At 73.3% G+C, this 11782-nt stretch carries 11 protein-coding genes; 1 reads left to right on the plus strand and 10 read right to left on the minus strand.

The genetic code is table 11. The features are described from left to right. Positions 1-4: 4 nt before the first annotated feature. Genes ureG through BXA05_RS04900 form a run of 5 tightly spaced genes read right to left on the minus strand, consistent with a single transcriptional unit; the run spans position 5 to position 4084 of the window. A complete protein-coding gene (gene ureG, locus BXA05_RS04885) occupies positions 5-850 on the minus strand; it encodes an urease accessory protein UreG (RefSeq protein WP_143311048.1) in 846 nt (281 codons plus the stop codon). Continuing rightward, positions 843-1640, minus strand: a complete 798-nt coding sequence (locus BXA05_RS04890) for an urease accessory protein UreF (protein WP_170963135.1) — start codon at positions 1638-1640, stop codon at positions 843-845. Before BXA05_RS04890 ends, ureG begins: the two co-directional genes overlap by 8 nt. Before the next feature lies 1 nt (position 1641). Further along, positions 1642-3360, minus strand: coding sequence for an urease subunit alpha (locus BXA05_RS04895; protein ID WP_244550386.1), 1719 nt, complete (start codon positions 3358-3360; stop codon positions 1642-1644). 3 nt (positions 3361-3363) lie between these two features. Continuing rightward, entirely contained in the window at positions 3364-3738 is a 375-nt protein-coding gene (gene ureB, locus BXA05_RS20420) for an urease subunit beta (RefSeq protein WP_086150101.1), read from the minus strand. Positions 3739-3781: 43 nt separating this feature from the next. Then, complete coding sequence (locus BXA05_RS04900; protein WP_043654671.1) at positions 3782-4084, minus strand: urease subunit gamma; 303 nt, start codon at positions 4082-4084, stop codon at positions 3782-3784. A 215-nt stretch (positions 4085-4299) separates the two neighbouring features. On the opposite strand from BXA05_RS04900, the gene BXA05_RS04905 reads away from it, so the two are divergent. After that, positions 4300-6252 carry a glucoamylase family protein gene (locus tag BXA05_RS04905; RefSeq protein ID WP_076404179.1) on the plus strand — a complete coding sequence of 651 codons (1953 nt, stop codon included), beginning with the start codon at positions 4300-4302 and terminating at the stop codon, positions 6250-6252. A gap of 36 nt (positions 6253-6288) precedes the next feature. Here BXA05_RS04905 and BXA05_RS04910 read toward each other — a convergent pair whose 3' ends face one another. The 5 genes from BXA05_RS04910 to BXA05_RS04930 all read right to left on the minus strand — a co-directional run bounded on the left by BXA05_RS04910 (position 6289) and on the right by BXA05_RS04930 (position 11780). Then, entirely contained in the window at positions 6289-7305 is a 1017-nt protein-coding gene (locus BXA05_RS04910) for a LacI family DNA-binding transcriptional regulator (protein ID WP_076404180.1), read from the minus strand. Between the two features lie 158 nt (positions 7306-7463). Next, entirely contained in the window at positions 7464-8633 is a 1170-nt protein-coding gene (locus BXA05_RS04915) for a glycoside hydrolase family 1 protein (RefSeq protein WP_034653879.1), read from the minus strand. 23 nt (positions 8634-8656) lie between these two features. Beyond that, on the minus strand, positions 8657-9550 hold the full coding sequence (locus tag BXA05_RS04920) for a carbohydrate ABC transporter permease (RefSeq protein ID WP_076404182.1): 894 nt from the start codon (positions 9548-9550) through the stop codon (positions 8657-8659). Between the two features lies 1 nt (position 9551). Beyond that, the gene (locus tag BXA05_RS04925; protein WP_021481814.1) at positions 9552-10475 is read right to left on the minus strand and encodes a carbohydrate ABC transporter permease; all 924 of its coding nucleotides are present in this window, start codon (positions 10473-10475) and stop codon (positions 9552-9554) included. Positions 10476-10490: 15 nt separating this feature from the next. Beyond that, positions 10491-11780 (minus strand): extracellular solute-binding protein, encoded by a 1290-nt coding sequence (locus BXA05_RS04930; protein ID WP_061268126.1) that lies wholly within the window; start codon positions 11778-11780, stop codon positions 10491-10493. Between the last annotated feature and the right edge of the window lie 2 nt (positions 11781-11782).

Genomic DNA, 11782 nt, shown 5'->3' on the forward strand with positions numbered 1-11782 from the left:
GGGGTCAGCCGCGCCCGGGCGCGGTCACCGGCTCCGCGGCTGCGGCGTCGTGCACGTGGGCGGGGGAGTGGTCGTCGTGGGCGGGCGAGTGGTCGTGCGGGGCGTCGCCCTCACCGTGGGTGTGGAGGAACCCGCCGCCGTCCTCGTCGGCGTGGAAGTGGGGCGCCATCGGGCCCGGGTCCTGCGGCACGTGCGCACCGGCCCGGTGCGCCGCGAGCAGCGTCTGCACCCACGTCGTGAGCGTGTCGATCGACTCGCGGTCGAGGCGCGAGAGCGCAAGCACGGGGGCGCCGTCGCGCGCGGCCGTCGCGTCGAGGACCATGCGCGGGACGTCCACCCCCACGTACGGCGCGAGGTCGGTCTTGTTGACGACGAGCAGGTCCGCCCGGGCGATCCCCGGCCCGCCCTTGCGCGCGACGTCGCCGCCCCCGGCGACGTCGAGCACGAAGATCTGCGCGTCGACGAGCGCGGGCGAGAAGGTGGCGGTGAGGTTGTCGCCGCCGGACTCGACGAGCACGACGTCGAGCGGCGCGAAGTCCTCCTCGAGGTCCTCGACGGCGAGGAGGTTGGCGGTGACGTCGTCGCGGATCGCGGTGTGCGGGCACGCGCCGGTCTCGACCGCGCGGATGCGCTCGGGGTCGAGCACGCCCGCGGAGCGCAGGAACCGCGCGTCCTCGTCCGTGTAGATGTCGTTGGTGATGACCCCGAGGCGCAGCACCTCGGACAGCTCGCGGCACAGGAGCGCGATGAGCGAGCTCTTGCCGGTGCCGACGGGGCCGGCGACGCCGAGGCGCAGCGAGCGGGTCGTGGGGGTCGTGGCGGTCGGAGCGTCGGGCAGGTTCTCAGGCACTGAACAGCCTCTCGGTGGTGCGGGCGTGGGTCTCGGCCCACTGCTCGACGAGCGGTGCGCCGTGCGCGGGGATCGCGCGGGGGTCGGTCAGGGGGGCGACGTCGTGGGCGAGCGCGTCGATCGCGGCCTGCGACGCGACGACCCAGCCCGTCGCGACGACCGGGTCGACGGGCTCGAGCTTCAGCGTGGCCGCGGCGACGGTCTGCACGTCCTCGTACCCGACGAGGCGCGCGACCTGCAGCGCGGACAGCCCCGCGCAGGCGGCCGTCACCCCGAGCACCAGGGGGCGCGGGGGCTGCGGCGCCCGGCGGCCCGACGGCGGTCGGTCGCCCGGACCGCCGCGTCCCTCGTCCGCGGGGCGCGCGGCGGCGACGAGCGCCGCCGCCGCGTCGAGCGCGGCGACCGCGGGGTGCCCCGCCCACAGGCGGCGCAGGAGCCGGAGGTAGCCCCGGCCGAGCCGCTGCGACGTCTCGCGGAGCGCGGGCGACGGCGTCCGCGCCGCCCACGCGACCCAGGTGTCGGCGAGGGCGACCGCGACGGGCGGGGGGCCGTCGTCGGGCGTGAGCGCCGCGTGCCGCGCGACGACGGCGGTCGCGGCCTCGGTGCGCGTGACGGTGGCCAGGCGGGCGCGCACGTAGTCGGGGACGCGCGCGGCGGGCATCCCGGCGCGCAGCGCGGGCTCGAGGCCCGCGGACTGCGTGTGGCCGCCGGTCGGCAGCCGCGCGTCGGCGAGGAGCGCGAGCATGAGCTCGGCGCGCCCGTCGGCGTCGTGGCGGGGGAGGCCGTCCATGTCAGAACAGCGAGTAGAGCTGCGCGAGAGGCAGCCGGTCGGCGGGGGCGGGGACGACGAGCTCGCCGTCGACCTCGATCGCGAAGGACTCCGGGTCGATGTCGATCCGGGGCAGGTAGTCGTTGTTCCGCATCTGCGCCTTCCCGACGTCGCGCGTCCCGGCCACGGGCAGGAGCGTCCGGGCGAGGCCGAGCCGCTCCGCGAGGCCGTCGTCGAGCGCGGCGGGCGACACGAACGACACGGACACGTCGGCCCCGATCGCGTCGGCGAGCGCGGGCCGCATGAGCACGGGCTGCGGCGACGGGATGGACGCGTTGGGGTCGCCGAGCGCGCCCCACACGAGCGCGCCGCCCTTCATGACGACGCTCGGCCGCACCCCGAACAGCTTCGGCTCCCACAGCACCAGGTCGGCGAGCTTGCCGGGCTCGACGGACCCGACGTACGCGTCGATCCCGTGCGCGACGGCCGGGTTGATCGTGTACTTCGCGACGTAGCGCCGGGCGCGCAGGTTGTCGGCCGGCAGGACGGGCCCGGGGGCGCCGCCGGGGATCGGGCCGCGCCGCGCCTTCATGACGTGCGCCACCTGCCACGTCCGCGTCACGACCTCGCCGATACGCCCCATGGCCTGAGCGTCGGACGACGTGATCGAGATGGCGCCGAGGTCGTGCAGCACGTCCTCGGCGGCGATCGTGGTCCCGCGGATGCGCGACTCGGCGAACGCGAGGTCCTCCGCCACCTGCGGGTTGAGGTGGTGGCACACCATGAGCATGTCCAGGTGCTCGGCGACGGTGTTCACCGTGTGCGGGAGGGTGGGGTTCGTCGAGCCGGGGATGACGTTCGGGTGGCTCGCGACGGTGAGGATGTCGGGCGCGTGCCCGCCGCCCGCGCCCTCGGCGTGGAACGCGTGGATCGAGCGGCCGCCGATCGCCCGGAGGGTCGACTCGACGAAGCCCGCCTCGTTGAGCGAGTCGGAGTGGAGCGCGACCTGCAGGCCCCAGTCGTCGGCGGCCCGGAGCGCGGCGTCGATGGCCGCGGGCGTGGACCCCCAGTCCTCGTGCACCTTGTAGCCGCCCGCGCCCGCCATCGCCTGCTCGCGCAGGCCCTCGGCGCTCACGGTGTTCCCCTTGCCGAGCAGCAGCACGTTCACGGGGAGCCGGTCGAGCGAGCGGTGGATCGCCTCCAGGTGCCAGGCGCCGGGCGTGACCGTCGTGGCCTTCGTGCCCTCGCTCGGGCCGGTGCCGCCGCCCGCGACCGTCGTGATGCCCGTGGCGAGCGCCTCGACGACCTGCGACGGCGAGATGAGGTGCACGTGCGAGTCGATGCCGCCCGCGGTGAGGATCCTGCCCTCGCCGCTCACGACGTCCGTGCTCGGGCCGATGTGCAGGTCGGGGTGCACGCCGTCCGCGACGTCGGGGTTGCCCGCGCGGCCGAGCGCGACGATCCGCCCGTCGCGGATCCCCACGTCCGTCTTCACGACGCCCCACCAGTCCAGCACGACGGCGTTGGTGATCACCGTGTCGAGCGCGCCCTCGGCGCGGGTCGTCGTGCCCTGGGCCATCGACTCGCGCAGCGACTTCCCGCCGCCGAACACGACCTCCTCGCCCCCGAAGGTGCGGTCCTCCTCGACCTCGATCCACAGGTCCGTGTCGCCGAGGCGCACCTGGTCGCCCGTCGTCGGGCCGTAGAGCGCGACGTAGCGCTCGCGGGAGATCGCGACCATGCGTCAGTCCTCCTCGGGTGCGGTGGGGTCCAGGGCGCCGCCGTCGGGCTTGCCGCGCTGGAGCCCGGGGACGCGCCGTCGGCCGCGCAGCGCCACGGCCTGGACCTCGGCGGACGCGCCGGGCTCGAACCGCCGCGACGTGCCGGACGGCACGTCCAGCCGGAAGCCGTGCGCCGCCGCGCGGTCGAGGTCGAGCGCCGCGTTGGCGTCGGGCAGGTGGAGGTGCGAGCCGATCTGCACGGGCCGGTCGCCCGTGTTCGTCACGACGAGGGTCACGCGCTCGTCGTCCGAGCGGTCGGCGTTGAGGACGAGCGGCACGTCCTCCGCGCCCTCCCGGAGCCGGATCGCGCCCGGTCCCGAGGTGCTGATGCCTGCCATGCCTCGCCGTCCTCTCGTCGTGCGTCGCGTCGCCGGGACCGGCTCAGGCGATGGGCTGGTGGATGGTGACGAGCTTGCGCCCGTCGGGGAACGTCGCCTCGACCTGGACGTCGGGCAGCATCTCCGCGACGCCCTCCATCACCTCGTCGCGGCCCAGCACGGCGCGCCCGGAGACCATGAGCTCCTCCACGGCGGCCCCCTCGCGGGCCCGCTCGATCACCCACGTCGTCAGGAGGGCGACCGTCTCCGGGTAGTTGAGCAGGACGCCGCGCTCGCGCCGGTCACGGGCGACCATGCCCGCGACGGCGAGCAGCAGCTTCTCGGTGTCGGCGGGCGTCAGGTGCATGGCGGCGATCCTGTCGCGCCCGCGTTTCCGGCGTGTATACCCCGCGTTATACGTTCGTGTACCCGCTCCGCGCGGGCCGCCGCCCGCCACGCCTCCGCCGTCGTGCGCCGGCTCCGGGCGAGCCGTTGACCCTTGCTCGACCGAGGGCTACTCTCTCCGCCCCCATTCGGAAAGTTCGGCCGAAATTTCGGGGCCGCGACACGAAGGAGTGCCTGATGGATGGATCGACCGACCGCGCGTGCGAGGGCGTACGGCGCCGACGCAGGGCGACGGGCCTCGTCGCCGGCGGGCTCGTCGGCGGGCTGGCGCTCGCGGCGGGACTCGCCGTCCCGGCCGCGGCCGAGAGCGCCCCGGCCGCCGCCGAGGGCGCCCCGCGCACGGCGAGCGTCCCGGCGACGGCGACGCCCGCCGTCGGGCAGCCCGCCCTGACGGGCGCGCAGCGCGCGACGCTGGAGACGTACCTGGAGGACACCTACACCTCGCTGGAGGCCATGACCGACGAGGAGACCGGCCTGCCCGCGGACAACATCGAGGGCGATCTGGACCCGGCGTCGAGCAGCGCGTACACGTCGCCGACGAACATCGGCGGCTGGCTGTGGTCCACCGTCGTGGCGCGCGACCTGGGCCTGGTCGACGAGGCCGAGGCGCGCGACCGCCTCGCGACGACGATCGACACGGTCGCGTCCCTCGACCGGCACGACGCGAGCGGCATGTTCTACAACTGGTACGACCCGGCGACGGGCGACCGGGTGGAGACGTGGCCGGACGACGGCAACCCGGTGCACCAGTTCCTCAGCTCGGTGGACAACGGCTGGCTCGCCGCGGGCCTGCGCGTCGTCGCGGAGGCGGAGCCGAGCCTCGCGGAGGAGGCGCTGGCCGTCTACGACGGCATGCACTTCGGCGCGTTCTACAACGCGGAGGCGCGCCCGGACCTCGGCGTCGGGCTGCTGCGCGGCGGGTTCTGGGACGAGGAGCCGCCCGGGTGCTCGGTCGCCGGGGACTACCTCGGCACGGGGACCGACGTCTACTACACGTGCCACAACTACGACACGACGGTCTCGGAGACGCGCATCGCGACCTACCTCGGCATCGCCGAGGGCGAGGTGCCGCCGGAGGCCTACTACGCGAGCTACCGGACGTTCCCGGACACGTGCGACTGGTCCTGGCAGGAGCAGAAGCCGGTCGGCGAGACGCGCGAGCACCTGGGCGTCCCGGTGTTCGAGGGGGCGTACCGCTACCGCGACCTCGCGGTCGTGCCGGGCTGGGGCGGATCGATGTTCGAGGCGCTCATGCCGGACATGCTCGTCCCCGAGGCGGAGTGGGGCCCGACGTCGTGGGGCGTCAACCACCCGCTCGTGGTGCGCGCGCACAAGGAGCACGGTCTCGACGAGGCCGGGTACGGGGCCTGGGGCTTCTCGCCCGCGAGCAACCCCTTCGGCGGGTACGCGGAGTACGGCGTCGACGCGATCGGTCTGCGATCCGACGGCTACCTGTCCGACGGCGAGACCGACGTCGACCTCGGCTTCGAGGGCTGCCGCGAGGCCACGAACCCGGCGCCGGAGTTCGGTGACGGCGTCGTGACGCCGCACGCGTCGTTCCTCGGGCTCGCGTACGACACCGAGGGCGTGCTCGACAACCTGGCCCACCTCGCGGACGACCTCGACGCGTACGGGCCGGGCGGGTTCTACGACTCGGTCGCGGTCCGCTCGGGCACGGTCGCCGAGCGCTACCTGTCGCTCGACCAGGCGATGATCGTCGCCGCGATCGGCAACGTCCTCGACGACTCGCGCCTCAAGGACTACTTCGTCGACGACCGGCTCGAGCAGGCGCTGCGCCCGCTCATGGAGGCGGAGACCTTCTCGGCCGTCGCCGACCTCACGCCCGGCGTGGGCGCCGACGTCGAGGTCGAGGCGCGCTGCCTCGGCAACCGGGCGGCCGTCGCGGTGCGCGCCACCAGCACGTCCGACGGCCGCACGACCGTGGAGCTCGCCACCCCGTACGGGACGCGGTCGTACGACGACGTCGCCCCGCACCGCAGCACCTACCGGGCGTTCTCGGCGCGCACGGCGGAGATCCCGTCGGGCACCGCGACCGTGACGGTGACGTCCGACGACGGCGCGACCGTCCAGGAGCTGCCGTACCGCTACGCGGGCGTCTCCTGCGGCTGACCCCACGCACCGCGGCCGACCGCCGTGCCGCGCGCGTCAGGCGCGCGGCGCGGCGGTCGACGCGCGCACGACGAGGCTCGTCGCGAGCTCCGTGCGCAGGGTGCGGCCGCTCGCGCTGCGTGCCCGGTGCACGAGCGCGACGGCCGAGGCGCCCATCTCGACGAGCGGCTGACGCACCGTGGTGAGCGGGGGGTCGGTCCAGGGCGCGACGGGCAGGTCGTCGAACCCGACGAGCGAGACGTCGTCCGGCACGGAGCGACCCGCCTCGCGAAGCGCCCGCAGCGCGCCGAGCGCGGTGTCGTCGCTGCACGCGAAGATCGCCGTCGGGGCGTCGTCGAGGGCGAGCAGCCGCTGCGTCTCCTCGTAGCCCGCGGCGACCCCGTAGGTGCTCAGGCGCACGAGGTCGTCGTCGACGGGCACGTCCGCCTGGATGAGCGCGGCGCGGTAGCCCGCGAGGCGGGCGAGCGCGTTGTCCTGCTCGGGGACGCCGGTGATCGTCGCGATGCGTCGGTGCCCCAGGGCGAGCAGGTGCGCCGTCGCCTCGAGCGCGCCCTGGAAGTTGGCCGCGCCGACGCTGAGCACGTCCTCGGGCGGACGGCGGCGCGGGTCGACGACGACGAGAGGCACCCCGGCCGTGGCGAGCGCGGCGCGCGCCTCGGCGTCGGGCACGGCGACGACGCTCACGAGACCGTCCGTGCCCCGGGCGAGCGCGTGCCGGACCCAGGCGCCGCAGTCGTCGGGGTCCAGCTCGACGGACAGCACGACGTCGAGCCCGAGGCGCCGCGCCTCGGCGACCGCCCCGCGCACGACCGCCTCGGACCACGGCCCCTCGAAGTCGACGATCCGGACGTCGACGAGCCCCGTCCGCCGGGACGTCGGGGGCCGGATCTCGTAGCCGTGCCGCCGCAGGACGGCCGCGACCCGTTCGCGCGTCGCCGCCGAGACGTCCGGGCGCGCGTTGAGCACCTTCGACACCGTGGGGACGGACACCCCGGCGTCGGCCGCGACCCGGGCGAGGGGGACGCCCTGCCGACCCGGCTGCGACGCCGCCATCCGAGCCCTCCGTCCGTCGTGCGACCCGCGGCCGGTCCGGCCGGGGAGCGTGCCCCGACCTCGGATCGTAGCGAGGCCCCGGGTCGCGACCGGACCTCCCCGGACGACGACGGCCCGGCCGGGACCGCGAGGTCCGGACCGGGCCGCCGTGCGTGCGCTCAGTCGTCGAGCGAGACGGTCCCGCGGGCGACGCCGCCGAGCCAGCCGAGGCTGGGCTTGGGCGTGCGCTCGAAGGTCTCCGGGTCCCACGCGACGAGACCGAACGTCGGGGCGTACGAGCCCCACTCGTAGTTGTCGAGCAGCGACCAGTGCAGGTAGCCGAGCAGCGGGAGGCCCGCCTCCATCTCGGCGTGCAGCGCGCGCAGGGCGTCGCGCGTGTAGTCGATGCGGCGCGCGTCGTCCGCCGTCGCGATGCCGTTCTCCGAGACGAGGACCGGCAGGCCGGTGATCTCGTGCCCGAGGCGCGCGGCCTCCGCGATGGCGGCCGGGTAGTACTCCCACCCGGTGAGCGTCTTCTCGGAGTCCTCCGGGGCGGGCAGCGGCCCGTCGACGGTGATGCGCGTGCGCGTGTAGGCCTGGACGGCGACGAAGTCGTCGCCGCGCGACGCCTCGAGGAAGACGGTCTCGCGCGGGTAGGCGTACTCGCGGAGGACCTCCTCGGCGCCCGGGTCGGCGAAGAACTGCTGCGGCGCGACGGGCCACCCGACGGGCACCCCGACGGTCCGCACGAGCTCCACGGCCCGGCGGTGCGCGGCGATGAGGTGCTCGGTCGCGACCGGGTCGGGCGCGTGCATCGTGCCGGCCTGGAGCTGCTCGGTGCCCTTGGCGGCCGTGATCATCATCGCGAGGATGTTCGGCTCGTTGATGGTGAACACGTGCGACGCGCGGTCGAGCAGCGGCAGCACGTGCTCGACGTACCGAGCGAACCGCTCGACGGACCGCGGGTCGGTCCAGCCGCCGTCCTCCGCGAACCAGCGCGGCGACGTGAAGTGGTGCAGCGTGACGAGCGGCGTGACCCCGTGCTCGAGGCAGCAGTCGATCATGCGGCGGTAGTGGTCGACCTCGGCCCGCGAGAAGCGGCCCTCGGCCGGCTCGATCCGCGCCCACTCGATCGAGAACCGGTATGAGGTGAGCCCGGACTCGGCCAGCAGCCGGATGTCGTCGGCGTACCGGTGGTAGGAGTCGGCGGCGTCGCCCGACGGCTCGGCGAGGGTCGAGGCCGGGTCGACCTCGCGCGCCCACCAGTCGCTGTTGACGTTGTTGCCCTCGATCTGGTGGGCCGCCGTGGCGGCGCCCCAGACGAAGGACTCGGGGAAGGTGATCGACACAGGCACTCCTCGTCGGTCGCCGGTCACTTGATGCCGGTCATGGCGATGCCCTGCACGAAGTAGCGCTGCAGGAACAGGAACAGGATGAGGATCGGCGTCACGACGAGCACGGACCCGGCCATGAGCAGGCCGTAGTAGGTGCCGTTCGAGCCGACCGAGTACAGCGAGAGCGCGACGGGGAGGGTGTACATGTTCTCCGTCTGCGCGACGACCAGGGGCCACAGGAAGTTGTTCCACGACCCGAGGAACGTGAGGATGCTCAGCGTCGCGAGCGGCGGCCCGCACTGGGGGAGCACGATCCGGAAGAAGACCCGGAACTCGCCCGCGCCGTCGATCCGGGCGGCCTCGATGAGCGCGTCCGGGATGCCGAGCATGAACTGCCGCATGAGGAACACGCCGAGCGGGCCGGCGAGGAACGGCAGGATGAGCGCCGGGTAGGTGTTGACGAGCCCCATGTTGGACACGAGCACGAACATCGGCACGAGCGTGACGACGCCCGGGACCATGAGCGTGAGCATGACGAGCGCGAACAGCACCTTCTTGCCGGGGAACTGCATCTTCGCGAGGGCGTAGCCGACCATCGAGCAGAAGATGATGTTGCCGAGCACCACGACGACGGCGACGACGATCGAGTTGGTGAAGTACTGCCCGTAGTTGAGCTGGGACAGCCACCGCTCGTAGTTGTCGAGCGTCGGGTTCTCGGGCCACCAGGTGATGGGCCGCTGCAGGAGCTCGCCCTGCGTCTTGAAGCTGCCGAGCGCCATCCAGATGAACGGCATGAGCGTCAGGAGCAGCCCGACGACGAGCGCCGTGTACGTGGCGCCGCGCGACCAGCGGATCGGGCGTCGTGCGCGACGACGTGGCGCGTCCTGGGGGGCCGACGTCGCGGAGGGGGTCCGCGAGGACGTGACGGTCATGTCAATCCTCCTTCGACCGCAGCAGGCGGAACTGGACGGCGGCGAGGGCGGCGATCAGCGCGAAGAGCACGTACGCGGCTGCGGAGGCGAACGCGTAGTTGCCGTACCCGAACTGGTTGTAGACGTAGTAGCTGATGGTCAGCGTCGAGTTGACCGGGCCGCCCTTGGTCATGACGAAGGGCTCCTCGAACACCTGGAGGAAGCCGACCGACAGCAGCACCGCGCCGAGCAGCAGCGTCGGGCGCATCAGCGGGACCGTGATGGAGCGGAAGCGCCGCCACGAGCCGGCGCCGTCGACCTCGGCCGCCTCGTAGACGTCGCGCGGGATCGCCTGCAGGCCGGCCAGGAAGATGATCATGAGCGTGCCCATGTTGCGCCACGCGGCCATGAGGATGATCGACGGCATCGCCCACGTGCTGTCGTTGAGCCAGTCGGGGCCGTCGATCCCGACCCAGCCGAGCACGGTGTTGACGAGGCCGGAGTCCTGGAGGATGAACCGCCAGACGACCGCCACGGCGACGATCGACGTCACGACGGGCGTGTAGAAGCCGACGCGGAAGACGCTGCGGAACTTCTCGATGCCCGAGTTGAGCGCGACGGCCAGGGCGAGGCCGAGCACCATCGTCAGCGGGATGCCGACGAGGACGAAGTAGAAGGTGTTGACCAGCGCCTTGCGGAACAGCTCGTCCTGGAAGACGCCGGTGAAGTTCTCGATCCCGACGAAGTTCACCGCGAACGGGGTCTTGATGTCACGGATCGTGAGGTCCGAGAACGACATCCCGAACGACGCGAGCAGCGGCCCCAGCATGAAGACCGTGAAGACCGCGACGAACGGGAGCGCGAACAGCCAGGCGACGAGCGCTTGCCGTCGCCGGTGGACGGCGCCGGCCGTACGCCGGCGCCGTCCCTCGGTGGTGGTGGTCATGACTGACGGGCCCTGTTACCAGCCGAGCCCGAGCGTGTCGGCCTTGGCCTGGATGGCCTTCGCCGCGTCCTCGGAGGTCACCTGACCGTTCGCGACCTTCTCGGCCTCGGTCTCGATGGTGGCCGAGAGCTCGTCCCAGCTCGGGACGGTCGGCGGGGCGATCGTGTTCTCGAGCTGCTCCTGGAGCACCTGGGTGCGGGGGTTCGAGGTGAGCGCCTCGTAGTCCCACGCGCTGTTCAGCGCGGGCAGGTCGCTCGTCGCGTCGAACCACGCCTGCTGCGTCTCGGGCTCGGAGAGCCAGCGGATGAGCTTCCAGGCGCCGTCGGCGTTCTTGGCCTCGGCGAAGACACCGAGGTGCGCGCCGCCGATGTAGGAGTCGTTGTTGGCGGAGCCGGCGGGCACGGGCACGGTGGCCACGTTCTGCTCGACCCAGTCCTCGCCCTGGAGGTCGGCGAGCACGTTGACCATCCACGGGCCGGAGATGAACGCCGGGTCGGAGCCGTCGACGAACGCGCTGTTCTGCGAGTCGCCGTAGCCGGACAGCGGCGACAGGCCCTCGGTGAAGAAGGACGCGTAGTAGTCGAGGGCGTCGACCATGGCCTGGTTGTCGAGGTCGAACCCGTCGCCGGCCTCGTTGAGGACGGAGCCGCCGGCCTGCGAGTAGAACGGCAGGATGACCTGCGTCGAGTCCTCGGCGTCGCCCATCGGGAGCTGGAGGCCGTAGGTCGAGCCGTTGGCCTTCATGGCCTCCGCGAACGCGGTGAGCTCCTCCCAGCTGGTGGGAGCCTCGACGCCCGCGGCCTTGGCGAGGTCGGAGCGGTAGTACAGGACGCGCGTCTCGACGTACCACGGCACGCCGTACGCGACGCCGTCGGCGACGGTCGAGGCGGCGGCGCCCTCGACGAAGTCGTCGTTGTCGACGAGGCCCTCGGGGACGGGGGCGAGGCCGCCGGTCGCGACCATCGTCGGCATGAAGGACGAGCCGATCATGATCGCGTCGGGCACGGTGCCCGCGGCGACGGCGGTCTGGAACTTCGTCATGACGTCGGCCCACGGGATCGTGGTGACCTCGACGTTCGCGTCGGGGTTCTCCTCCGTGAAGCCCTGGACGAAGTCGGGCAGCTTCTCGCCCTCCTCACCCATCGCCCAGATCGTGATGTCACCCTCCGCGGGCGCGTCGTCCACCGTCGTGGTGGAGCCGGCGCTGGTCTCACCACCCGTGGAGTCGTCGTCCGCGCGACCGCACGCGGTCAGGGCCAGGAGTCCGACGACGCCGATGGCGACCGCCTTGCGTCCGAGCTTCATGA

The sequence above is a fragment of the Cellulosimicrobium funkei genome, from assembly GCF_900155925.1.
GTDB classification, from domain to species: Bacteria; Actinomycetota; Actinomycetes; order Actinomycetales; family Cellulomonadaceae; genus Cellulosimicrobium; species Cellulosimicrobium funkei.

Bases quoted from the DNA above. Each gene is read 5' to 3' on its own strand.
- BXA05_RS04930 (WP_061268126.1), bottom strand. From the start codon at position 11,780: ATGAAGCTCGGACGCAAGGCGGTCGCCATCGGCGTCGTCGGACTCCTG.
- BXA05_RS04920 (WP_076404182.1), bottom strand. From the start codon at position 9,550: ATGACCGTCACGTCCTCGCGGACCCCCTCCGCGACGTCGGCCCCCCAG.
- BXA05_RS04905 (WP_076404179.1), top strand. From the start codon at position 4,300: ATGGATGGATCGACCGACCGCGCGTGCGAGGGCGTACGGCGCCGACGC.
- BXA05_RS04925 (WP_021481814.1), bottom strand. From the start codon at position 10,475: ATGACCACCACCACCGAGGGACGGCGCCGGCGTACGGCCGGCGCCGTC.
- ureB (WP_086150101.1), bottom strand. From the start codon at position 3,738: ATGGCAGGCATCAGCACCTCGGGACCGGGCGCGATCCGGCTCCGGGAG.
- BXA05_RS04890 (WP_170963135.1), bottom strand. From the start codon at position 1,640: ATGGACGGCCTCCCCCGCCACGACGCCGACGGGCGCGCCGAGCTCATG.
- BXA05_RS04900 (WP_043654671.1), bottom strand. From the start codon at position 4,084: ATGCACCTGACGCCCGCCGACACCGAGAAGCTGCTGCTCGCCGTCGCG.
- BXA05_RS04895 (WP_244550386.1), bottom strand. From the start codon at position 3,360: ATGGTCGCGATCTCCCGCGAGCGCTACGTCGCGCTCTACGGCCCGACG.
- BXA05_RS04910 (WP_076404180.1), bottom strand. From the start codon at position 7,305: ATGGCGGCGTCGCAGCCGGGTCGGCAGGGCGTCCCCCTCGCCCGGGTC.